This is a genomic window from Aeromonas sp. QDB34, assembly GCF_027705405.1.
Taxonomy (GTDB): domain Bacteria; phylum Pseudomonadota; class Gammaproteobacteria; order Enterobacterales; family Aeromonadaceae; genus Aeromonas; species Aeromonas hydrophila.
On the sequence record NZ_JAPDBT010000002.1, the window covers coordinates 214,489 to 237,691 of the forward strand.

The following is a 23,203-nucleotide window of genomic DNA, read 5'->3' on the forward strand; positions in this document are numbered from 1 at the left end:
TCAGGTTCCTCACTTATGTTCCAAGACAATCCGCTGCTGGCCCAGCTCAAGCAACAAATCCGCGAAAACATCCCCAAGAAAGAGGGTGTGATCCGCGCCTCCGATCGGGGCTTCGGCTTCCTGGAGGTCGATGAGAAGACCAGCTATTTCGTGCCGCCTCCCTACATGAAGAAGGTGATGCACGGTGACCGGGTGAGCGCCCTGATCCGTACCGAGAAAGAGAAGGAAGTGGCCGAGCCGGATGCCCTGCTGGAGCAGTCCGTCACCCGTTTCGTGGCCCGCGTCAAGATGTTCCGCGACCGCCTCAACGTGGTCGCCGATCACCCGTTGATCAAGGATGCCATCAAGGCCCGCGTCAAGAAGGGGCTGGACGAGAAAGAGTTCAAGGAAGGGGACTGGGTGGTTGCCACCCTCAAGCGTCACGCCCTGGTGGACGGCAACTTCTCTGCCGAGATCACCCAGAAGATCGCCTCGCAGGAAGATCACAACGTGCCCTGGTGGGTGGTGCTGGCGCGCCACAATCTGGCCCAGGTCGAGCCGGCGGATCTGCCGGAGTGGAAGGTGATCGAAGAGGAAGAGCTGCCGCGCACCGATCTGACCGCGACCCCCTTCTTCACCATCGACGGCGCCAAGACCAAGGACATGGACGATGCCCTGGCCATCCGCAAGCTGGACAACGGCTGGGAGCTGCTGGTGGCCATCGCCGACCCGACCGCCTATGTGGCCGAGGGCAGCGAGCTGGACAAGGAAGCCGCCCAGCGCGCCTTCACCGTCTACATGCCGGGCCGCAACGTGCCGATGATCCCGCGCACCCTCTCCGACGAGCTCTGCTCCCTGAAAGAGGGCGAGGAGCGCAACACCCTGTGTGCCCGTCTGCTCATCGCCGAGGACGGCCTGCTGCTGGAGGAGACCGAGTTCTTCGCCGCCCGCATCAGCTCCCACGCCCGCCTCACCTATGACGACGTCTCCGACTGGGCCGAACACGGCAAACAGCTGGATATCGACGCCGGCGTGCTGGCACAGCTGCCGCTGATGAAGGCGATGACCGAAGCGCGCATCAAGTGGCGTACCGAGCACGCCCTGGTGTTCCCGGATCGTCCCGACTACGACTTCGAGCTGGGCGAGAACGGCGAAGTGCTGGCCATTCACGTCGAGCCGCGCCGCATCGCCAACCGCATGGTGGAAGAGTCGATGATCGCCGCCAACATCTGTGCTGGCCGCGTGCTCGGCAAGCAGGTCGGCTACGGCATCTTCAACGTCCACACCGGCTTTGACGAAGAGTCCCTCGACGGCGCCATCGATCTGCTGAAAAGCGCCGAGGCCCCGTTCGAGAAAGAAGAGATCGCCAGCCTGTCCGGCTTCTGTGCCCTGCGCCGCTGGATCGACAATCTGGACACCCGCTGGCTGGACGGCAAGATCCGCCGCTTCCAGAGCTATGCGCTGATGTCCGCCGAGCCGGGCGCCCACTACGGCCTGGGGCTGGATGCCTACGCCACCTGGACCTCACCGATCCGCAAATACGGCGACATGGTCAACCATCGCCTGCTGAAAGCCGTCATCGCCGGCAAGACACCGGGTGAGCGCCCGAGCCTGGAGCTCACCGAACACCTGACCGCCTGCCGTCGTCTGCACCGCATGGTGGAGCGCGACATCGGCGACTGGCTCTATGTCCGCTACCTCAAGGCCGATGCCGGCACCGACAAGGTGTTCAACGCCGAGATCATCGACGTGATGCGCGCCGGCCTCAAGCTGCGTCTGCGCGAGAACGGCGCCGTGGTGTTCATGCCCGCCCGCCATATCCTCGACAACAAGGATCGGCTGGAGTGCAACTGGGACAACGGCCGCGTCTATCTGGACAAGACCGAGGTGGTCTACGAGCTCGGCCAGATCATCGAGGTCAAGTTGACCGAAGCGGTGGAAGAGACCCGCTCCCTCATCGCCAAGCCGGCGGTGGAGCTGGTGCCGGGCCCGGCGCCGGTCGCCCCGACCAGCGAGGCCGATGCTGCGCCTGCCGACGAGGCCCCCAAGGCCGAATAAGCCAGGCTTCCCCACCTTGCAAAAAGCCCGCACCCTGCGGGCTTTTTTATTGGGCCATGCCGCCAGCCGATCACTTTTTGTACGCCCCGAGCTTGCCAGTTGCTCGTTACGGGCATAGAGTGAACCCACAAATGAACGAACGTTCGCTCATAGTAAGTTTTCAGGCAAGAGGCATCCCCATGACCACCAACAACCTGCGGCTGGAGCAGCGGCGCGAGCAGATCATCCAGGCGGCGCTCGGCTGCTTTATCGAGCGAGGCTTCCACCAGACCGGCATGCGCGACATCGCCGCCGCCGCCGGAGTGAGCCTCGGCAACCTCTACAACCACTTCGCCCGCAAGGAAGAACTGATCGCCCTGATCGCCTCGCTGGAGGCGGCCGAGCTGCAACCCCTGCTGGATGAGCTGGTCCAGGGGTCGGCCCGGGCGGCGCTGGCCCGCTTCGCCGCCGGCTACCTCGCCTGGTCGCTGACCCCGGAGAACCTGCTGCTCGGCACCGAGATCCTGGCAGAGCTGACCCGCCATCCGGAAATGGCCGCCACCTTCGCCAGCAACCAGCGCCAGCTGTGCGATGCCCTGGCGGCGACGGTGCGCCGTGGCCAGCAGGCGGGGGAGCTGGCTGCACACCTGCAACCGGATCTCACCGCCCAGCTGCTGCTGGATGCACTGGAGGGACAGGCGGTGCGCCACGCCCTGGCCCTGCATCCAGAGCAGGCACCGGTCGAGCAAAGGTTGCCGTCCCTGCTGGACCAGCTGCTCGGCCCGGCCTGCTGATCACCCCAAGGAGTCACCACCATGACGACCCCGCACAATCGACTGGAAGGACTGGATCTGGCCCGTGCCATGGCCCTGCTCGGCATGGTGCTGGTGAATTTTCGCATCGCCATGGGGGTGTTGGCGGGGGGGCCGACCTGGCTCAAACCCCTGCTGGATGCACTGGAGGGGCGCTCCGCCGCCAGCTTCGTGGTGCTGGCCGGCATCGGGCTGGGGCTGTCGACCCGCAAGCTGGCGTGGTCGGCGGCCATGAGCCACACCGCCAGGCGGGCCCTGTTCCTGCTGATCGTGGGGCTGCTCAACTATCTGGTGTTTCCGGCCGACATCATCCACTACTACGCCGTCTACTTTCTGCTGGGGGCCTGCAGTCTCCGACTTCCCTCCCCCTGGCTGCTGGCCCTGATCCCGCTGCTGGCGGCAAGCTTCGTCGGCCTGCTGTTCCTGCTCGATTACGATCGGGGCTGGCAGTGGCACAGCTTCAGCTATCCCGAGTTCTGGACCCTGGCCGGCTTCATCCGCAATCTGCTGTTCAACGGCTGGCACCCGGTGGTGCCCTGGCTGGGCTTTCTGCTCTACGGCCTCTGGCTGAGCCGCCAATCTCTGGCCAATCCGGTCACCCAGCGCTGGCTGCTGGTCGGCGGGGTGAGTGCCATGGCGCTGGCCAAGGGGCTGTCGCTCTGGTTGCCGACCCTCTTGCCGAACCCCGAGCTGGCGCCGCTGCTGGCGACCCAGCCCATTCCCCCGGCGCCGCTCTACCTGCTGTTCGGCATGGGTGCGGCCAGCACCCTGATCGCGCTCTGCCTCTGGCTGGGACGCGCCCTGCCCGAGGCCCGCTGGTGGCGAGTGTGGCTACCGGTCGGCCGGCAGACCCTGACCCTCTATCTGGCCCACATCATGCTCGGCATGGGGGTACTGGAGGCCATCGGCTGGCTGCAGGGGCAGGATCTGCCCGAGGTGGTGCTGGCCGCCAGCCTCTTCGCCCTGACGGCGCTGCTGTTTGCCAATTCCTGGAGTCAGCGCTTCGAGCGAGGCCCGCTGGAGTGGCTGATGCGTCGGCTCTGCGGCTGAAGGAGATCATGAAAAACTGAAAGTGGGTTACAAAATAATTGATTCATTGGTTATTTGAATGTGGATTCAAGCAATCCATCGTCAGAGCCCTCAGTTTTCAGGCCAGGCGAGTTGCTCCAATTGAATACAAATAATAGAAATGAGAAATGGATCACATTGACATCGGGTTTGCGCAAACAACAAAGAGTGACTTTCGTCACATAAAAACGATGCTGGCGGCAGCAAAGATCGAAATGTAGCCGGAATACAGAGAGTGAATGTGATCGACATCACTATGAAGGGAGGGGGGTGGTCGGGGTATTTGAGAGCTGCGTCACAAGACACCCCGTTTTCAGCCTAATTTGATCACAAGCTGGTAGATTGAAGTTGCTTAGACGACAGGGATGGCGGTTCGGCAAAACCGGCCAGCCCGACTACCACTTTTAATCAAACAGGCTTAAAACGGGGTCCCGACATGTTATCACCGGATACCAAAGTCAAGATACAGAATTTTGGACGCTTCCTGTCCAATATGGTCATGCCCAACATAGGCGCCTTCATCGCCTGGGGCTTTATTACCGCCCTCTTCATCCCCACCGGCTGGCTGCCGAGCGAAACCTTGGCCAAGCTGGTCGGTCCCATGATCACCTACCTGCTGCCGCTGCTGATTGGCTATACCGGCGGCAAGCTGATGGGCGGTGAGCGCGGCGGCGTGGTCGGTGCCATCACCACCATGGGCGTCATCGTGGGGACCGACATTCCCATGTTCATGGGCGCCATGATGGTCGGCCCGCTCGGTGGCTGGGCCATCAAGCGTTTCGACAAGGCGATGGAAGGTCGCGTCAAGAGCGGCTTCGAGATGCTGGTCAACAACTTCTCCGCCGGCCTCATCGGCATGCTGCTGGCGATCCTCGCCTTCTTCGTGATCGGCCCCTTCGTCAAGGTGCTCTCCGGCGTACTGGCCGGTGGCGTCGGCTTCCTGGTGGACAACAACCTGCTGCCGCTCACCTCCATCTTCGTTGAGCCGGCCAAGATCCTGTTCCTCAACAACGCCATCAACCACGGCATCTTCTCGCCGCTGGGGATCCAGCAGGCGACCGAGCACGGCCGCTCCATCTTCTTCCTGATCGAAGCGAACCCGGGCCCGGGCATGGGCGTGCTGCTGGCCTACATGGTGTTCGGTCGCGGCGCCGCCAAGCAGTCCGCTACCGGTGCCTCCATCATTCACTTCTTCGGCGGCATCCACGAGATCTACTTCCCGTACGTGCTGATGAACCCGCGCCTGATCCTGGCGGTGATCACCGGCGGCATGACCGGGGTGTTCACCCTGACCCTGTTCAACGCAGGTCTGGTCTCCCCCGCCTCACCGGGTTCCATCTTCGCCGTGCTGTTGATGACACCGAAAGCCTCCCTGATCGGGGTGCTGCTCTCCATCGTCGCCTCCACCACCGTCTCCTTCCTGGTCGCCGCCGTGTTCGTGCGTGCCCAGCAGCCGGAAGCCGACGAGGCCGATGCCCTGGGTGAAGCCACTCGCAAGATGAAAGCCATGAAGGGTGCCAAACCCGAAACTGCGGCGGCCAAGAAGCCGGGCGGTGAACTGATGGCAGTGCGCAACATCGTCGTCGCCTGCGATGCGGGCATGGGATCCAGCGCCATGGGCGCCGGCCTGCTGCGCAAGCGGGTGCAGGCCGCCGGCCTCGACATCAGCGTCACCAACCGCGCCATCGATCAGCTCGACGATCAGGTGGACTGGGTCATCACCCACAAGGATCTGACCGAGCGGGCCCGTCGCCACGCGCCGCACGCCCACCACATCTCGCTCACCAACTTCCTCGACAACGGTCTCTATCAGGAGCTGGTACAGAGCCTGACCCAGGCCGCCAACGATGACGTCGCCAACCCGCAGCTGCTGGTGGCCGCCAACGACGACAGCTACGAGCCGCAGGCCGCCGAAGTGTTCACCCTGAGCCGTCATGACGTGCACCTGGGACTCAAGGCCGACAACAAGGAGGCCGCCATCCGGGCTGCCGGCAAGCTGCTGGCGGAGCGGGGCTACGTGGCGCCCGACTACGTCAACGCCATGCTGGAGCGCGAACAGCTGGTCTCCACCTACCTCGGCGAATCCATCGCCGTACCGCACGGCACCATCGCCGCCAAGGAGTTTGTGAAGCGCACCGGCATCGTCATCTGCCAATACCCGGCCGGGGTCGCCTTTGGCGAGGCGGCCGATGAAGTGGCGCGGCTGGTGATCGGCATCGCCGCCCGCAACGACGAACACATGCAGGTGATAACCCGCCTGACCAATGCACTGGACGAACCCGGCCTCATCGACCGGCTGGCCAGCACCCAAGATCCCCAGGAGTTCCTGGATCTGCTGGGTGCCGAACAGGCTGCCTGATCGTCCTTCATCGTCTTTGGTTCAAGAGGTTAATATCATGAAAACATTGCATTTTGGTGCCGGCAACATCGGTCGCGGCTTCATCGGCAAACTGCTGGCTGACGCCAGCCACCAGGTCACTTTCGCCGACGTCAACGAGACCCTGATCGACCAGCTCAACCACCGCCAGGAGTACAAGGTGCACGTGGTGGGAGCGGATCAGAAGCTGGACGTGGTGCGCAACGTGGCGGCGGTGAGCTCCGCCGGCCACGAGGTGATCGCCCGCATCATCACCGCCGATCTGGTCACCACCGCGGTCGGCCCCAACATTCTGGACAAGATTGCCAGCACCCTGGCCAAGGGGCTGCAGGCCCGCTTCGATGCCGGCAACCTGACACCGCTCAACGTCATCGCCTGCGAGAACATGGTGCGCGGCACCAGCCATCTCAAGCAGGAGGTACTCAAGTACCTGCCGGTCGCGTATCATGCCACCCTCGACGCCTGCATCGGCTTCGTCGACTCGGCGGTGGACCGCATCGTTCCGCCCGCGGCGGCCAACGATGATCCGCTGGAAGTGACGGTGGAGAGCTTCAGCGAGTGGATTGTCGACCAGACCCAGTTCAAGGGCGAGCTGCCGCAGGTGGCGGGCATGGAGCCCACCGACAACCTGATGGCCTTCGTCGAGCGCAAGCTGTTCACCCTCAACACCGGCCACATCGTCACCGCCTACCTCGGCAAGCTGAGGGGCTATCGCACCATCCGCGAGGCGATCGAGGATCCGCTGATCCGCAGCAAGGTGCGCCGCGCCATGGAGGAGAGCGGCGCCGTACTGGTGCAACGCTACGGTTTCGACCCGCGCCTGCACGCTGCCTACATCGAGAAGATCCTGGCCCGCTTCGCCAACCCCTATCTGGTGGACGAGATTGACCGGGTCGGCCGTCAGCCGCTGCGCAAGCTGGCGGCGGGGGATCGGCTGGTGAAGCCGCTGCTCGGCACCCTGGAGTACGGCCTGCCCAGCGATCACCTGCAGGAGGGGATCGCCGCGGCGCTGCACTATCGCAACGCCGATGACCCGCAGGCGGTGGAACTGCAACAGCTGCTGGCGGAGCTGGGCCCGGCCCAGGCTCTGGCCCGCATCACCGGCCTGGCTGCCGACAGCGACATCGTCAGCGCCATCGTCACCCGTTATGGCAATTTGAAGTGACCTGATGAGGCGCCGCCGGCCCACCCAGGCCGGCCACCAAAGCGCCTCACACGATAAAAACCGGGAGAGAGGCCCACTCTCTCCCTGTCAGCTGGACCCAATGCACTTATGACCACACACCAGGAAGATGAAGTACTGGAGCGACTGAACGAGCAGGATGGCCCTCGCGGCTTCTTTCTCGAGGTCGTGACCATCCTGGAAGAGGCGGTCGACTCTCTGATGCGACGCGCGTTCCGTCAGGAGGAGTATGCCGTCAAATACGCCATCGAACCCCTGCTCAACCAGAGCGGCCCTCTCGGCCAGCTGGAGGTGCGCCTCAAGCTCATCTTCGCCCTCGGCCTCATCTCCCTCGAGCGCTATCAGGATCTCGAGGCTTACCTGAAGATCCGCGATTTTCTGGTGCGCGACCCCAAGGATTACCGCTTCAGCGACAAGCCGATCCGCGATCTGCTGGCACGTCTGCACGGCGTCAGCCAGGGCGGCATGATGCCGCAGGAGGCCCCCGCCAACGAGGAGGATTGGCCCTTCTACCAGATGCAGCTGAACCGGCTCGATCAGGTGGTGCGCTCGGCGCTGGTACTGGCGGTGGCCGACTGCGTCACCGAACTCCACAAAGAGAGCCCCATCTAATCCGGCTGGTGGCCGCAGCCAGCGGCCACACCCCGCCCCTCTCCCGCGGCATGCCCCCGTGACGCCCGCTGTCGCGCGATCCGCTTCCCCCCTTGTTCCCGCCGCCGGCTGGTGTCAATCTGACCATCTTCCCCACTACACTTCCTCCAGGTTCATCGCCTTAATCGAGGTCTGCATGATTGCTCTCTCCCTGGCCGGGATCGCCCTGGTCTCAGTGCTGGCCCAGTGGCTGGCCTGGTCGCTGCGGGTGCCCGCCATCCTGTTTCTGCTGCTCACCGGCCTGCTGCTGGGCCCGGTCAGCGGCCTGCTCGACCCCGACGCCCTGCTCGGCGACCTGCTGTTTCCGCTGGTCTCCCTGTCGGTCGCCATCATCCTGTTCGAGGGGGCGTTCACCTTACACCTGGCCGAGCTGAAAGGGATCGGCAAAGTGGTGCGCAACCTCTGCTCGGTGGGCATGCTGGCCAGCTTCGCCGTCATCGGCAGCGCCGGTTACTTCCTGCTGGGACTGGACTGGCGGGTCGCCATGGTGCTCGGCGCCGTGCTGGTGGTGACCGGCCCCACCGTGGTCGCCCCCATGCTCAACGTGATCCGCCCGACCCGGGAGGTAGACCGCATCCTGCGCTGGGAAGGGATCGTCATCGATCCCATCGGCGCCCTGTTTGCGGTGCTGGTGTTCGAGGCGGTGCGCCTCGGCAGTCAGGGGGATCTCATCGGCCACACCCTGCTGGCGCTGGCCAAGACGGTGGGGGTAGGGTCGCTCATCGGGGTCGGTGCCGGCTGGCTCACCACCCTGCTGATCCGCAAGGACTGGCTGCCGGTCAGCCTGCACAAGTTCGGGGTGCTGGCGCTGGTGCTGGTCACCTTCAGTCTCTCCAACTGGCTCAGCCACGAATCCGGCCTGCTGGCAGTCACCGTGTTCGGCATCTGGCTCGCCAATCAGGAGGGGCTGGATCTGGAGGAGGTGCTGGCCTTCAAGGAGGATCTCGCCGTCATCCTCATCTCCTCCCTGTTCATCCTGCTGGCGGCTCGCCTCGATCTGGCCCAGCTCTGGCAGCTCGGCCCCATGGTGCTGGCGCTGCTGTGCGTGGTGCAGTTCGTGGCGCGTCCGCTCTGCATCCTGGTCTCCACCTGGGGATCGGATCTCTCCTGGCGGGCCCGCGCCCTGCTCGGCTGGATTGCACCGCGCGGCATCGTCGCGGCGGCGGTCAGCGCCTCCTTCGCCATCAGCCTGCACCAGGCCGGCATTCCCGATGCCGACAAGCTGGTGCCGCTGGTGTTTGCGGTGATCATTTCCACCGTGGTGCTGCAGAGCCTCACCTCGGCGCCGCTGGCCGGTCTGCTCAAGATGCGCCAGAGCGCCCCCAACACCTGGCTCATCATCGGGGCCAACTCGGTGGCACGGGCCATCGGCCGGGCACTGGCGGATCAGGGGGTACCGGTCCAGCTCTGCGATCCGGCCTGGGAGTTCTGCCGTCAGGCGCGGATGAGCAACCTGCCCTGCTACTTCGGCAACCCGCAATCCGAACACGCCGAGCTGCACCTGCCGCTCACCAGCATCAGCACAGTGCTGGCGCTCTCCCCCAACCGCCACAACAACGCCCTCGGCGTGCTGCACTTCGCCCACCTCTACGGCGAGGAGAAGGTCTACTCCCTGCGCTCCAGCGAGCAGCACGGCAAGGCCAATCGGGAGAGCACCACCTTCCGCGCCCGCCAGAACCTGTTCGGTCCCGACATCAACTACGCCCGGCTGAGCGGCCTGCTGAGCCGGGGCGGCCAGATCAAGGCGACCCGGCTGAGCGAGGCGTTCGACTGGGCTCAGTACCAGGAGGCCAACCCGGGCGCCATTCCGCTGTTCGTGCTGGACGGCAAGGGGCGGCCTCGCATCGTCACCGGCCCCGTCGAGCCGCTGGCCGGGGAGCTGCTGATCGCCCTGCAGCCGCCGAAGGAGACGGCCGCCCCATGAACGAGACCCGGCCCAACCCGCTGTTGGCCCCACTGCTGACACTGCTGCGGCAGGCAAGCGGCAGCTACAAGGTACACGAGCTGCTGGCCGAACTGCGCCGCCAGGAGGCCATCCCGCCTCTGCCGGGGGATGAGCAGCTGCAGCTGTTTCGCCTCAACTTTCTCATCATGAACGCCCTCTACCAGCTGCAGGCCGAGCTTCATGGCGAAGGGTGGTGGCTGGTGATCAGCACTCTGGATATCCGGCTCGAACCACTCGCCATTCGCGAGGGGGCAAGCGCCCTCGCCCGGGGCGAGGCGCTGCGCAGTTACTACCTCGACTGGCAGGTGTTCTGGCAGACCGATCGGGAGGAGGTGGAGGCGCTGCTCGGCAGCTTCTGGCGGGCCTGTGAGCGGGATGAGCACAGGGCCGAGGCGCTGACCCTGTTCGCCCTGCCGACCGGGGCGCAGCCCGATGCCATACGCCGCCGCTGGCGGGAACTGGCGCTGCAACACCACCCGGATCGCGGGGGCGATGCCGACACCTTCATCCGCCTGCGCTGGGCCTGGGAGCACCTCAAATCGGCCAAATGAGCCGGCCGACACCGACCGCAGCCACTAGACTTGAAGTGGCATCAAGCGTCACGGGAGGATGTCATGACAGTCAGCGAACTTCGCCAGCTCTATCAGCAGCAAGCCTTCAAGGAAGCCGAGATCCTGCAGGACGCCATCCTGCCCGGCTGGATCGTGGAGTTCAGGGGTCAGGACGGCAAGCTGTACGAGATGACCGACACCCTGGGCTGCCCCCGCTACTTCGGCTCGCTCGAGGAGGCCCGCCAGCACGTGCACCTGGTGGCGGATTGCCCGATCCAGGTCGAACACCTCTACCGCTTCTTCGAACGCTGAGGGATCGGCAGGCTCAAAAAAGGCTCCCGCGGGAGCCTTTTCTCATTCCGGTTGCAGGGGTTCAGCCCCCTTTCCCTCCAGCCTCCTGACCGGCTTTTGCAGGATCAGGTTGGCCGGATAGGTGACCAGATCGCCGTTGTCATCGCGCACCCGCACGTAGAAGAGGCCGATCTCGGTGATGACCCCGGTGACCGAATCATCCTTGTCGAGGATCCGGATCCGGTCGCCAATCTTGTAGGGGAAGGCGAAGAAGATGGTGATGCTGGCGGTGATGTTGGAGAGGATCGACCACTGCGCCACCATGGCGACGCCCAGCACCGCGAAGAAGGAGGAGGCCAGCACCACCAGCCGCGAGAAGTCGAGCCCCCACACCCCGGCCAGGATCAGCAGGGTGGCGCAGCCGAGCAGGAAGTGGAACACGTGCTCCACGTAGAGCACCCGGTTCTCGCTCACCTGCCGGGTCTGCGCCAGCGCCAGCAGGCTCTTGTGAATGAGCCCGCGAATGAGGGTGTGGCCCAGCAGCAACAGCAGGGTCACGCCAAAAGATTCCCATGTCGTCATGTCTGCTCCCTACCACCAGCGCCGATGTTTGAGCCAGACCGCCAGCCCGGTCGCCAGCGCCACCAGGGAGCCGCAGAAGATCCAGAAGGCGGTCGGGCTCTCGGCCCCGGGAATGCCCCCCAGGTTGATGCCGAACAGGCCGGTCAGGAAGCTGGCGGGCAGGAACAGCAGCGCCATCACCGACATCTGGTAGGCGCGGCGGTTGGTCGCCTCCGCCATCAGGTTGTTGATCTCGTCCGCCAGCACGGCGGTACGCGCCACCCCGGCATCCAGATCGTCCAGCCAGCGTCTCAGCCGGTCGGCGATGTCCAGCAGGCGCCGCCGGTCATCTTCATCCAGCCAGCTGATCTTCTCGTTGGCGAGGCGCGCCACCAGATCCCGCTGCGGCGAGAGGTAGCGGCGGATCATGATGAGCTGCTTGCGGATCAGCGCCAGCCGGCCGTTGGCGGGCAGGTCGCGCATCAGCACCATCTCCTCCAGATCCAGGATCTGGTCGTGCAGCTCCTCGACGAACTCCCCGGCCCGGTCGGTCAGGGCATCGCAGATCTCCACCAGCCAGTCGGCCGGGGTATCGGCGCCGCCCCCCAGCTTGAGCTGGTTGAACACGTCCTGCTCCGACAGCAGCGGCCGGCGCCGGCTGCTGATGATGAGATCCGGGGTGATGTAGATGCGCAGCGCCACCATCTCTTCCGGTCGGTGGTCCTTGTTGTGGTTGATGCCGCGCAGGATCAGCAGCACCGTCTCCCCCATCCGGACCAGCTTGGGGCGATTGCTCTGACCGAGCAGCGACTCGCGCGCCGCATCATTGAGCAACGGGGTCTGCAGCAGCCAGCGCGCCGCCTCCGGATTGCCGTAGTCCAAATGCAGCCAGCCCGGCTGCTTGGCCGGTATCTCGCTGCCCGCCACCAGTGGCTGCATGCCACCCCTGCCATCCAGGGTCAGGCCATAAATTACGTCACTGGGCACCCGATCCATCTGCTCGTCCTTTTCGCTCATGTTCATCGGCCCAGCTTACACCAAAGCCGGGCCCGACTCAGCCCCGGGGCAGCCGCCCCGCGCCGGCCGTGTTAAGATGCGTCACTCGTTTCAGACACAGGAAGCCCTGCCATGCCCATCTGGGTCGATGCCGATGCCTGCCCCATTCCGGTCAAGGAGATCCTTTACCGCGCCGCCCACCGTGCCCAGGTGGTGACCACGCTAGTGGCCAATCAGGGGCTGCGGGTGCCCCCTTCCCCCTTCATCAAGACCCAGCAGGTGGAGAAGGGCTTCGATGTGGCAGATCATGTCATCGCCCAGCAGGTCAAACCCGGCGATCTGGTGATCACCGGCGACATCCCGCTCGCCTCCTGGGTGATCGATGCCGGCGGCGAGGCACTCAATCCTCGCGGCGAGATCTACACCCGCGAGACCATCAAGGCGCGGCTCGGCATGCGCAACTTCATGGAGGAGCTGCGCTCGGCCGGGGTGCAGACCGGCGGCCCGGCCCCCCTCAACGCGGCCGACAAGCAGCGCTTCGCCAACGCCCTCGACAAGTGGCTCATCCGGGGCAAGCTGAGTTGATTGCCCCCTCCCCGGCCGGCCGCCGGGGAGACCCATTCATTTCCCTTTTCGCTTAATTCTTTCTTAAGGCTGCTGAACTAACCTTGTGGCTGTTGACCCAACCACCCGCAAGGAGCAAGCAATGAAACTGACCCCCCTGTTGTTACTGATCCCCCTGTTGAGCGGCGCCGCCCTGGCCGATCCCCAATGTACCCAGGCCGACAAGAGCAAGTGGATGAGCGAAGCCGACGCCCAGCAGCAGATCAAGGCGATGGGCTACGACATCAAGAAGTTCAAGGTCACCAAGACCAACTGCTACGAGATTTACGGTTGGGACAAGGAGAAGCGCAAGGTCGAGATCTACTTCGACCCGACCGACCTGAAGAAAGTGAAAGAAGAGATCGACGAATAATCCGGCCATGGGCCGGTCTCCTGCCGGCCCTTTCTATGGAGCCACGCCATGACAACCTCTGAAGTGAAAGTCTGGGATCCCCTCATCCGGGTGTTTCACTGGGCCACCGTCACCCTCTGCCTGCTCAACTTCTTCGTGCTGGAAGAGGGCAGCAAGCCCCACAAATATGCCGGCTACGCAGTGGGCATCCTGTTGATCATCCGCCTGCTGTGGGGGCTGGTCGGACCCCATTACGCCCGCTTCGGCCAGTGGTGGCCGACCCCGGCCCGGGTTCGCTACTACCTGCGCCAGCTGGCCCAGGGCCGCCACCCCTACTACCTCGGCCACAACCCGGTCGGCGCCCTGATGATCTGGCTGCTGCTGCTGTCGCTGGTCGGCACCGTGGTCACCGGCTGGCTCACCACCTGGGATGCCTTCTGGGGCGAAGACTGGCTGGAGGAGTTGCACGGCATCATTGCCAACACCTTGATGGCTGCCGTCGGCGTCCATGCGGCCGTGGTGATCCTGACCGATCGCCTCACCCGCAGCGACCTGGTGCGCGCCATGGTGCTGGGCAAAAAACGGGTACCCGCCGACGCCAAGGTGGAAGATCCGCGCAGTTAATGACCGGGCGGCCCCTCGGTCCCCGGTTTTTTGCTGCAATGGCCCGCGACACTGGTAAGATGCGCCGCCATTTTCCCCATGTCGTAACCATCATGACCGCCCAAGGGCACCTGCTCTTCTCCGTTACCTGCACCCTGCTCGCCCACAAACTCCAGCTGACGCCGGCCCTGGCCGACGCCAGCCTGTGGCACACCATTCCTGCCGCACTGGCCAGCGCCCTGCTGCCGGACCTTGACCACCCCAGGTCGGTGCTGGGGCAACGCCTGCCCTGGATCTCCAAACCCTTGTCGCGGCTGTTCGGCCATCGCGGCTTCACCCACAGCCTGCTGGCGGTGGCCGCCGCCATCTGGGGGCTGGATCAGAGCCAAGCTCCCACCCTGCTGCCCACCGGCGTCAAGGATGCCCTTATCATCGGCTACCTCAGCCACCTGCTGGGAGACTGGCTCACCCCGGCCGGCATTCCGCTGCTGTGGCCCAGCAAGCGCCGCTACCGGCTGCCGGGCTGGCCGCTCAAAAGCGGCGGCGCCGTCGAGACCGGCTTTTGCACTCTCACCCTGCTGGCCGCCGGTTACTGGGCCCACTGGCCAGGCTAGCGGTCCGTCAGGCCAGCTAGCACCTGCTGTTGCCAAAAAAACAAACCCCTGCCGAGGCAGGGGTTTGTCATGGTGAGAGCGGGTGGCGCTATTACAGCATCACACCGGCAATCACGGCGGAGAGCAGGCTCACCAGGGTGGAGCCGTACACCAGCTTCAGACCGAAGCGGGAGACCATGTTGCCCTTCTCTTCGTTCAGCGCCTTCACCGCACCGGCGATGATGCCGATGGAGCTGAAGTTGGCGAACGACACCATGAAGATGGAGAGGATGCCGATGGTGCGCGGAGAGAGCTGGGCAGCGATCTTGCCCAGATCCATCATGGCCACGAACTCGTTGGTCACCAGCTTGGTCGCCATGATGGAGCCGGCTTGCAGCGCTTCACCACTCGGGATGCCCAGGATCCAGGCGATCGGGTAGAAGAGGTAGCCCATGACGAACTGGAAGTTGACGCCGAATGCCATCTCGAACAGGTAGTTGATGAGGGCAATCAGGGCGATGAAGCCGACCAGCATGGCACCCACGATGACCGCCACGGTGAAACCGGCCATGATGTACTCGCCCAGCATCTCGAAGAAGTTCTCTTTCTTCGGGCTGTGGTGCTCGTCACCTTCGGCCAGCGCCTTGGCGTCGGTCACGGTATTGTCCGGCTCGTAGGGGTTGATCAGCGACAGCACGATGAAGGTGCTGAACATGTTGAGCACCAGCGCGGCCACCACGTAACGGGGCTCGATCAGCTGCATGTAGGCACCGACGATGGACATGGAGACGGTGGACATGGCAGTGGCGGCCAGGGTGTACATCTGCTTCTCGTTCAGGTGCGGCAGGATGTTCTTGAGCGCGATGAAGTTCTCGGACTGGCCGACGATCATGGAGCTGATGGCGTTGAAGGACTCCAGCTTGCCCATGCCGTTGATCTTGGCCAGCACGGTACCGATGCCGCGGATCACCAGCGGCAGCAGACGGATGTACTGCAGGATACCGATCAGCACGGAGATGAAGACGATGGGCATCAGTACCATCAGGAAGAAGGAGAAGGCCCCTTCATTAACCAGGCCGCCGAACACGAAGTCGGTACCCTGTTTGGCAAACTCCATCAACTTGGTGAAGCCGGCCGCGAAGCCACCCACCACCGCCAGACCCACTTCGGAGTTCAGCATGAACCAGGCCAGCGCCAGTTCGACCACCAGCAGTTGGCCGATATAACGCAGTTTGATCTGTTTCCAGTTGTGGCGGTTGGCCAGCAAAGCAAGAGCGAGGACCATCACGAGTCCGAGCACAAAGTGAACGTATTCCATACCAGTAGCACCTGAGTAATTTGTAATTTTTTGACCGGCGCCATCATAGACATTTGCATATTTAAAAATCAGATAGCCATCACAATCTGCGGTAAAAATATGCATGTTGGATAATACAAACGTTTTTAAATTAATTAAACGCTCACGCAAGCATCTAATCATTGTTCAATGAACATAAAAATCATTAATAAACAGATAGTTAAAAATAAACCATTCAGTCTGAAAGGGCTATTTTTACAGCTTTCTCACATTTATTTAAAACCTGGCGAATGGCGTCATAGCGGTGAGGTTAAATTTACGGCGAATTTATTTAATCAAATCAAAGTGACAAACGTTTATCTTATTTGCGATGAATGGCCCGGCTTCTTTCAGCTAATTCCCGAAAGGCAGTGGGGTATTTTCAGACGAGCCGGACAACATGCCGCCACCGGTTTTCCCCGGCCGCAGCCCCGCCACCGTCGCCGTCCAGTCGTTCAAAAATCCGCCACACCCGGCAGCGCTTTCTGATACAATGCGCGCCCTTGCGCACGGCGCAGCCCGTTTTCTCCGATATAGAGTCTTTTTGTGAACAACGAATTTAGCAGCCTGAACCTCTCCCCCGCCCTGCAGGACAACCTCGCCAGCCTGGGTTATCTGCAGATGACCCCGATCCAGGCCCAGAGTCTGCCCCTGGTACTCGATGGCAAAGACCTGATCGCCAAGGCAAAAACCGGAAGCGGCAAGACCGCGGCCTTCGGCCTCGGCCTGCTTGCCAGCCTCGATGTCAACCGGCTCGAGGTGCAGGCGCTGGTGCTCTGTCCGACTCGCGAGCTGGCCGATCAGGTTGCCACCGAGATCCGCCGTCTTGCCCGTACCCTGCCCAACGTCAAGCTGGTCACCCTGTGCGGCGGCACCCCGACCGCACCGCAATCCGCCACCCTGAGCTTTGGCGCCCACATTGCCGTCGGCACCCCGGGCCGGATCCTCAAGCACCTGGAGCAGGGCACCCTCGAGCTGGACGGCCTCAAGACGCTGGTGCTGGACGAAGCGGATCGCATGCTGGACATGGGCTTTGGCGAAGACATCAACCGGGTCATCAGCCACGCCCCGCGCGATCGCCAGACCCTGCTGTTCTCCGCCACCTATCCGGAGGGGATCGCCCAGATGAGCCGCGGCGTGCAGCGCAACCCGGTCGAGGTGAGCGTGGAGTCCCTGCACGAAGACAGCGCCATCGAACAGAAGCTGTATGAAGTGCCGGCCGGCCAGCGCCTCGATGCCCTCGGCTGGCTGCTCAGCCACTATCAGCCGAGTTCCTGCGTGGTGTTCTGCAACACCAAGCGCGCCTGCAACGACGTGGCCGACCACCTGGCCGCCAAGGGCTTCTCGGCGCTGGCGCTGAACGGCGACCTGGAACAGCGCGAGCGGGATCAGGTGCTGGTGCGCTTCGCCAACGGCAGCGCCACCATCCTGGTGGCCACCGACGTGGCCGCCCGCGGTCTCGACATCAAGGAGCTGGGCGCCGTCATCAACTACGAGCTGACCTACGACCCCGAGGTGCACGTGCACCGGATCGGCCGTACCGGCCGCGCCGGCCAGCAGGGCCTGGCCCTGAGCCTCTACCAGCCGAACGAGGCCCAGCGCGTCAACTTCATCGAGGAGTACCAGCAGGCCCCCATTCCCCAGGGCGACCTGGCCGGGATCGGCCGTGACATCAAGCCGATTGCACCGCAGATGGTGACCCTCTCCATCGATGCGGGCCGCAAGAGCAAGGTGCGTGCCGGTGACATCCTCGGCGCCCTGACTGGCGAAGGCGGCATTGCCGGGGCCGATGTGGGCAAGATCCAGATTTCCGAGCAGTACTCCTACGTGGCGGTGAAGCGCCAGGTGGCCAGCGCCGCCCTCAAGCGGCTGCAGGAAGGCAAGATCAAGGGGCGCAGCTACCGCGCTCGCAAGCTGGGCTAAGGTTCACGACACAGGCGCCGGTTCGGCGCCTGTTTCATATTTATCCGTGCCCATGAGAACAAGGCAGATGCCATGACCCAGACAACCCGACCCGAAGTGAGCTGCCAGAACTGCGAAGCCTGCTGCTGCCGCCTCGAGGTGATGCTGTTTACCGATACCGGCGTACCGGATCGCTATGTGGAAGAACGGGAAGGTGAAGTGCCGGTGATGCACCGGCTGGAAGATGGCTGGTGCGCGGCGCTCGACCGCAACACCATGATGTGCCGCATCTACGAAGTCCGCCCCTTGATATGCCGTGAATTTGAAATGGGCGAGCCAGACTGTATCGACGAGCGGGACAAGTGGTTTATCAAGCTCAACTGAGCTGCGGGTAATGATCAGCCTGCCGTGCCGTCAGACCAGCCCGGCCAGTTGCCGTTCCAGCCACTGCAGCGCCTCGTCGGTCTGCTCGAAGTAGCGGACGCCCTGAAACGGCAAACCGCTGAACACCTGATCCGCCAGATACTGCTTGAAGCTGCCCGCCAACACCACCGCCAGAAAGGCGCAGCCGTTGCTGGCGCACCAGCCGAACTGGCGGCGAAAGCGGGCCAGCACCTCGGGGCCCGCCGCCTCAAACTCGGTCGCCACTTCGACAATGCCCCAGGGCGCGTCGCGCAGGCTGGCGATCTGCTGGCTGAACTGTGCCTCATAGGCCATGGCCCCCGCCAGATTGAAGGGGCCGCTCGGTCGGCAGATCAGCACCTGACCGCGTCGCTGCATCTCGAAATGGCCGTGTGGTTGCAACTTCACGTCTGCCTCCTTCCCTGGATTTTCGTCGCGCAAGCACCCTTTTATGTTGCAACAAGGTAAGGATTTCTCTGCAAAAAGTCCATTCTGCCAGGCGTGAGCCTGGAGCGACTGCGTCACCGGTTGACCCACTGTCAGCCTGCTCAGCACGCCCGTGTCCACCGCCTCGACCAGCCCTCATGTTCTGTTGCAGTTAACAAAACGTTGCTGCTATCATCCGCGCCGCCACCAACATTCCACCAACTGAAACCTTAACTCACGGCGCAAGGAACAGAGATGAAAAATCGGGACGCGAACCACTATCAGCGCATCTGGCGCTGGCACTTCTATGCGGGTCTCTTCGTCGCCCCCTTCCTGATCCTGCTCTCGCTGACCGGGATCGTCTATCTGTTCAAGCCCCAGCTCGACAACCTGATGTATCCCGAGCTGATGAAGGTCGCCCCCGTCAGCCAGCCGCTCAGCGCCGATCAGCTGCTGGTCAAGGCGATGGTGGCGATGCCGGATGCCAGCCTGAGCAAGTACCTGCCACCGGTCAGCCCGGAGGCCAGCGCCCAGTTCATCATCCGCCAGGGCGGCAACGAGCTGACCCTGTTCCTCGATCCCGCCAGCGGCGCCCTGCTCGGCACCCTGGACAACAAGTGGAATCTGCAGGCGGTGGCCCGCGCCCTGCACGCCGAGCTGATGATAGGCACCGTGGGGGACAGGCTGATCGAGCTGGCCGCCGGCTGGGGCATAGTGCTGCTCATTAGCGGGCTCTATCTGTGGTGGCCACGCAAGGGGCCAGGGGTTGGCGGCATCCTGTGGCCGCGCTGGAGCCAGCGCGGCCGGCTCTGGTGGCGCGATCTGCACGCCGTGGTTGGTTTCTGGGGGGCCGGCTTCCTGTTGCTGCTGCTCTTGAGCGGCATGACCTGGACCGGCTTCTGGGGCGATCAGTTTGCCGCCGTCTGGAACCGCTTCCCGGCCGCCATGTGGAATGAGGTGCCCAAGTCGGCCCCCCTGGCTCGCAGCCTCAACCATGCCCATCAACAGACAGTCCCCTGGGCGGTCGAGAACACCCCCATCCCCAGCTCGGCCGAGCCCAAGGCTCACGACCACAGCGCCATGGGTCACGGCGGCGAGCACGACGGCATGGTGATGGCGGAGCACCGCATCCCGCTGCAACAGGTGGTGGAGATCGCCGCTGCGCGCCAGGTCACGCCGGGCTACAGCATCACGCCACCGGCCGGGGCGAGCGGCGTCTACACCATCGCCATCTCGGCCGATGATCCGCGCAACGATGCCACCCTGCACATCGATCAATACAGCGGCAAGGTGCTGGCCGACGTGCGCTGGGAAGACTACGGTCCGGTCGCCAAGACGGTGGAAACCGGCGTCATGCTGCACATGGGCAAGCTCTACGGCTGGCCACACCAGCTGGCCATGCTGCTCATCTGCCTGCTGGTGTTGCTGAGCTCGGTGAGCGGGCTCTGGATCTGGTGGAGCCGCCGCCCCAGTGGTCGCCTCGCCGCCCCGCCCTTGCCGGCCAACCTGCCCCCCATGCGCGGCGCCATTGCCCTGCTGATCCTGCTAGGTATCTGCTTCCCGCTGGTGGGCGGCTCCATGCTGGTGATCTGGCTGCTGGACAGCCTGCTCTTCGCCCGCCGTCGGGCGCCCCGGCTGGCACGGGTCAGCTAGTCGCCGGCGCCGTGCGCCGCACAAGCTGCCACTCAAGGAGGGCTCCCACACGGGAGCCTTCCTGCTTTCAGCGCGCCTTTACGCTTGCTCTACCAGCTGGAGGATCTTCCTCGCCTTCTCGAAGTGATCGAGGCGCTGGATCTGGATCCACCAGGTCGCCGCCTCCATCAGCAACTCGGGGTCATCGTTGCGGTTGGCAAAAAACGCATAGAAGGAGACGCCGACCGCCTCCCCCTTCTGCGCGATTTTCTGATGGCACACCTGGATGATTTTCTGTTTGAGCGAGTCGCGCATGGCGGCGTTCCGACCTGATGAGTGATTGGCCGGCCAGCATACCTCAACCAACAAAAAGGGCCCCCATCCGGGAGCCCTTTTGCCTTGCCGATCACATGGCACTGGGTCAGGAGAGCGCCAGCCCGATGGAGAGCAGCAGGCTGTAGAGGAAGGCGCTGATGGCGGTCTTCTTGAGCGCACCGGTCAGCACCTCGCCATCGAAGCTCTGGCGCAGGGTCTTGGCGGCATCGGTGAGCGGCTTCATGGCCGGCAGGAAGATCCAGGGCCAGAAACTGGCGGGCTGGGTCAGCAGGAAGGCGATGGTGGTCAGCAACGCCGCCCCCAGCAGCACCCAGTGGTAGGCGATGGCCCGGTTGCGACCGAGCCGCACCGCCAGGGTGATCTTGCCGCTGACCGCGTCGGTCTCGATGTCGCGCACGTTGTTGATGTTGAGCACCGCGGTGGCCAGCAGGCCGCAGGCGGTGGCCGGCAGCAGCAGATCCCACTGCAGGGTCTTGGTGAACAGGTAGTAGGAGCCGAGCACCCCCAGCAGGCCGAAGAACAGGAACACCGAGATGTCGCCGAAGCCGCGATAGCCGTAAGGGGTCTTGCCCACCGTGTAGGTGATGGCGGCGACGATGGCGGCGCCGCCGAGCAGCACGAAGGTAAGGATCTGCAGCCACTGATCGCCGAAGGCGCAGCCCAGCAGGGCGAGGCCGCTGACCACTGCGGCCAGCGCGGTCAGCGCCATGGCCACGCACATCTGCCGGCGGGTGATGAGGCCGGAGACCACGGCGCGCTGGGGGCCGATCCGCTCGCCATTGTCCGCCCCGGATACCGCATCCCCATAATCGTTGGCCAGATTGGAGAGGATCTGCAGCAGTATGGCGGTCAGCAGGGAGAGCGCCATGATGGTGCCGTCGAAGGCACCGCGGCTGGCCGCCAGCCCGGAACCCAGCAAAATGGAGGAGCACGCCAGCGGCAACGTTCGCAAACGCGCCGCCAGCAACCAAATAGATAAGGTATTTGTCATATTGTGATGGCCAAACAATCAGATATTGATCGTGTTAAGGGTTATCGAACCGGATTTCGGTATACTTGGCCCCTCGGGAGGTAGCTCCCCGGGCGATTTACATGGACGAATGGGCAGATAATATATAGGAATAATCGCTCCTTTGGCATAAACCAACGGCATCCTTCTGCAGGATGGACCGTCACTATCGGCTCATAGACGAAATCCATGTTGGCTCAGACCCATATCAAGCAACAACTGGACGCCCTGCGTCACGGCAATGCCAGCGGCTTCGTGCGGCTGCGCGTGGCAATCGAGGTCAGCTCCTTTCTGGGCTGGCTCGCGGCGCAGACCCTCTATCCCCGTATCTATTGGCATGCCAGAGGACAAGAGCGTCCCGAATACGTGGCGCTGGGCTGCCTGCGCGAGCTGACCGAGCCCCAGGCGATCCGCCAGGTCTGCGAACAGACCAGCCAGCCCCATGACGACAGCCCCCGCTACTATGGCGGACTGGCGTTCGACCCCACCCAGCCCGGCTGGCAGGGGTTCGGCCCCTGCCGCTTCGTGCTGCCCCGCATCGAGCTGGTGCGCCGTGGCGAGTGCGTCACCCTCTGCCTCAACCTCTGGTTGCCGGAGCAGACCGGCAGCGACGCCTTCGAGGTCGAACTGCAGGCCGCCGCCGCCGCCCTCGACGCCCTTCGGCCGGAGGCGCCTCTCCCGCCGCTGACCCGTCATTCATGGCAACGGGAAGATTGCCCGAGCCAGCCACAGTGGCAGACCCTGGTCGAGCAGGTCACCGCTCCCGAGTTCCAGGCCCACACCCCCAAGGTGGTGCTGTCGCGCCAGAGCCGGCTCACCCATGACGGTGCGACGCTCACGGCCGACCCGCAGGCCGTCGCCCCCTGGTCGCTGCTGGCCAGCTGGGCACAGCACGGCCAGGACTGCTTTCACTTCGGCTTCCAGTTTTCACCCGAGCAGAGCTTCATCGCCTGCTCCCCCGAGCGGCTCTATCGCCGCGAACAGCAGCACCTCTTCACCGAGGCGCTGGCGGGCACCATCCGCCGCTCCGGCGACGAGGCGACCGACGCGGCGCTGGCCGCCGAACTGCTGGCCGACAGCAAGAACCGGCTGGAAAACCGGCTGGTGCATGCCGACATCCTCAGCCGGCTGGCGCCGCTTACCACAGACGCCACCCTGACCGAGCCGCGCATTCTCAAACTGCGGCTGCTGCAGCACCTCAAGTGCGACATCGAGGCCGAGCTAAAGTCCGGCGTCTGCGACTGGCAACTGCTGGAGGCGCTGCACCCCACCCCCGCGGTGGGCGGTGCCCCCCGCGAGGCGGCGCTGGCCTTCATCCGCGAGCGCGAGCCCTATGACCGCGGCTGGTATGCCGGGGCCTGCGGCATGCTGAGCCGGGAGACCTCGGAGTTCTCGGTCGCCATCCGCAGCGCCCGCATCACGGCGCAGGCTGTCACCCTGTTTGCCGGCGCCGGTATCGTCGCGGGTTCCGAGCCTGCCGCCGAGTGGGCCGAACTCGACAACAAGATCGCCAACGTGCTCTCCCTGCTGGGATAGCGTTTTCTCATCGTTTCCTCAC

Annotated in this window: 24 protein-coding genes; 18 read left to right on the forward strand and 6 right to left on the reverse strand. The window is 64.0% G+C overall.

The annotated features are described in order from the left end of the window. Positions 1–15: 15 nt before the first annotated feature. The 9 genes from OKC29_RS04845 (at position 16) to OKC29_RS04885 (ending at position 10,915) form a co-directional block, all read left to right on the forward strand. Positions 16–2,037: an exoribonuclease II gene (locus tag OKC29_RS04845; RefSeq protein WP_073348799.1), complete on the forward strand. Its 2,022-nt coding sequence runs from the start codon at positions 16–18 to the stop codon at positions 2,035–2,037. 179 nt (positions 2,038–2,216) lie between these two features. Continuing rightward, the gene (locus OKC29_RS04850; RefSeq protein ID WP_162275594.1) at positions 2,217–2,810 is read left to right on the forward strand and encodes a TetR/AcrR family transcriptional regulator; all 594 of its coding nucleotides are present in this window, start codon (positions 2,217–2,219) and stop codon (positions 2,808–2,810) included. Positions 2,811–2,831: 21 nt separating this feature from the next. Beyond that, complete coding sequence (locus OKC29_RS04855) at positions 2,832–3,878, forward strand: DUF418 domain-containing protein (RefSeq protein ID WP_073348797.1); 1,047 nt, start codon at positions 2,832–2,834, stop codon at positions 3,876–3,878. A gap of 454 nt (positions 3,879–4,332) precedes the next feature. Next, positions 4,333–6,255, forward strand: a complete 1,923-nt coding sequence (locus OKC29_RS04860) for a PTS mannitol transporter subunit IICBA (protein WP_073348796.1) — start codon at positions 4,333–4,335, stop codon at positions 6,253–6,255. A gap of 37 nt (positions 6,256–6,292) precedes the next feature. Continuing rightward, positions 6,293–7,438 carry a mannitol-1-phosphate 5-dehydrogenase gene (locus OKC29_RS04865; protein ID WP_016349320.1) on the forward strand — a complete coding sequence of 382 codons (1,146 nt, stop codon included), beginning with the start codon at positions 6,293–6,295 and terminating at the stop codon, positions 7,436–7,438. Positions 7,439–7,546: 108 nt separating this feature from the next. Then, complete coding sequence (locus OKC29_RS04870; protein ID WP_005308438.1) at positions 7,547–8,068, forward strand: MltR family transcriptional regulator; 522 nt, start codon at positions 7,547–7,549, stop codon at positions 8,066–8,068. A 175-nt stretch (positions 8,069–8,243) separates the two neighbouring features. Next, positions 8,244–10,031, forward strand: coding sequence for a cation:proton antiporter (locus OKC29_RS04875; RefSeq protein WP_162275593.1), 1,788 nt, complete (start codon positions 8,244–8,246; stop codon positions 10,029–10,031). Beyond that, positions 10,028–10,603, forward strand: a complete 576-nt coding sequence (locus OKC29_RS04880) for a DNA-J related domain-containing protein (protein WP_073348793.1) — start codon at positions 10,028–10,030, stop codon at positions 10,601–10,603. Before OKC29_RS04875 ends, OKC29_RS04880 begins: the two co-directional genes overlap by 4 nt. 63 nt (positions 10,604–10,666) lie before the next feature. Continuing rightward, on the forward strand, positions 10,667–10,915 hold the full coding sequence (locus OKC29_RS04885; RefSeq protein ID WP_073348792.1) for a hypothetical protein: 249 nt from the start codon (positions 10,667–10,669) through the stop codon (positions 10,913–10,915). A 42-nt stretch (positions 10,916–10,957) separates the two neighbouring features. On the opposite strand, the gene OKC29_RS04890 is transcribed toward OKC29_RS04885, so the two are convergent. Next, a complete protein-coding gene (locus OKC29_RS04890) occupies positions 10,958–11,476 on the reverse strand; it encodes a mechanosensitive ion channel domain-containing protein (RefSeq protein ID WP_043162330.1) in 519 nt (172 codons plus the stop codon). Positions 11,477–11,485: 9 nt separating this feature from the next. After that, positions 11,486–12,478, reverse strand: coding sequence for a zinc transporter ZntB (zntB, locus tag OKC29_RS04895; RefSeq protein WP_017408928.1), 993 nt, complete (start codon positions 12,476–12,478; stop codon positions 11,486–11,488). Between the two features lie 105 nt (positions 12,479–12,583). On the opposite strand from zntB, the gene OKC29_RS04900 reads away from it, so the two are divergent. From OKC29_RS04900 to OKC29_RS04915, 4 genes are all read left to right on the forward strand, one after another. Then, positions 12,584–13,036, forward strand: coding sequence for a YaiI/YqxD family protein (locus tag OKC29_RS04900; RefSeq protein WP_011704516.1), 453 nt, complete (start codon positions 12,584–12,586; stop codon positions 13,034–13,036). A gap of 121 nt (positions 13,037–13,157) precedes the next feature. Continuing rightward, positions 13,158–13,427: a PepSY domain-containing protein gene (locus tag OKC29_RS04905; protein ID WP_011704515.1), complete on the forward strand. Its 270-nt coding sequence runs from the start codon at positions 13,158–13,160 to the stop codon at positions 13,425–13,427. Positions 13,428–13,475: 48 nt separating this feature from the next. After that, complete coding sequence (locus OKC29_RS04910; protein ID WP_043125554.1) at positions 13,476–14,030, forward strand: cytochrome b/b6 domain-containing protein; 555 nt, start codon at positions 13,476–13,478, stop codon at positions 14,028–14,030. A gap of 92 nt (positions 14,031–14,122) precedes the next feature. Continuing rightward, entirely contained in the window at positions 14,123–14,623 is a 501-nt protein-coding gene (locus tag OKC29_RS04915) for a metal-dependent hydrolase (protein ID WP_043127941.1), read from the forward strand. Between the two features lie 91 nt (positions 14,624–14,714). On the opposite strand, the gene OKC29_RS04920 is transcribed toward OKC29_RS04915, so the two are convergent. Continuing rightward, positions 14,715–15,920, reverse strand: coding sequence for a NupC/NupG family nucleoside CNT transporter (locus tag OKC29_RS04920; RefSeq protein WP_016349310.1), 1,206 nt, complete (start codon positions 15,918–15,920; stop codon positions 14,715–14,717). A gap of 168 nt (positions 15,921–16,088) precedes the next feature. Here OKC29_RS04920 and OKC29_RS04925 point away from each other — a divergent pair, with 168 nt between their 5' ends. From OKC29_RS04925 to OKC29_RS04935, 3 genes are all read left to right on the forward strand, one after another. Further along, positions 16,089–16,427 (forward strand): hypothetical protein, encoded by a 339-nt coding sequence (locus OKC29_RS04925; protein ID WP_123784999.1) that lies wholly within the window; start codon positions 16,089–16,091, stop codon positions 16,425–16,427. A gap of 57 nt (positions 16,428–16,484) precedes the next feature. Next, positions 16,485–17,861 carry an ATP-dependent RNA helicase DbpA gene (gene dbpA / locus OKC29_RS04930; RefSeq protein ID WP_073348791.1) on the forward strand — a complete coding sequence of 459 codons (1,377 nt, stop codon included), beginning with the start codon at positions 16,485–16,487 and terminating at the stop codon, positions 17,859–17,861. Positions 17,862–17,933: 72 nt separating this feature from the next. Next, a complete protein-coding gene (locus OKC29_RS04935; RefSeq protein ID WP_011704510.1) occupies positions 17,934–18,224 on the forward strand; it encodes a YkgJ family cysteine cluster protein in 291 nt (96 codons plus the stop codon). A 30-nt stretch (positions 18,225–18,254) separates the two neighbouring features. On the opposite strand, the gene OKC29_RS04940 is transcribed toward OKC29_RS04935, so the two are convergent. Next, positions 18,255–18,650, reverse strand: coding sequence for a hypothetical protein (locus tag OKC29_RS04940; protein ID WP_024943653.1), 396 nt, complete (start codon positions 18,648–18,650; stop codon positions 18,255–18,257). Between the two features lie 273 nt (positions 18,651–18,923). Between OKC29_RS04940 and OKC29_RS04945 the strand changes: the two genes are divergently transcribed. Continuing rightward, entirely contained in the window at positions 18,924–20,321 is a 1,398-nt protein-coding gene (locus OKC29_RS04945; RefSeq protein ID WP_073348790.1) for a PepSY-associated TM helix domain-containing protein, read from the forward strand. Positions 20,322–20,399: 78 nt separating this feature from the next. Here the strand turns inward: OKC29_RS04945 and OKC29_RS04950 are convergent, their stop codons facing one another. Both OKC29_RS04950 and OKC29_RS04955 read right to left on the reverse strand, forming a co-directional pair. Further along, complete coding sequence (locus OKC29_RS04950; RefSeq protein ID WP_162275592.1) at positions 20,400–20,615, reverse strand: DUF6500 family protein; 216 nt, start codon at positions 20,613–20,615, stop codon at positions 20,400–20,402. 106 nt (positions 20,616–20,721) lie between these two features. Further along, a complete protein-coding gene (locus OKC29_RS04955) occupies positions 20,722–21,627 on the reverse strand; it encodes a 1,4-dihydroxy-2-naphthoate polyprenyltransferase (RefSeq protein ID WP_024943656.1) in 906 nt (301 codons plus the stop codon). A 207-nt stretch (positions 21,628–21,834) separates the two neighbouring features. On the opposite strand from OKC29_RS04955, the gene OKC29_RS04960 reads away from it, so the two are divergent. Next, a complete protein-coding gene (locus OKC29_RS04960; protein ID WP_073348787.1) occupies positions 21,835–23,181 on the forward strand; it encodes an isochorismate synthase in 1,347 nt (448 codons plus the stop codon). Positions 23,182–23,203: the final 22 nt, after the last annotated feature.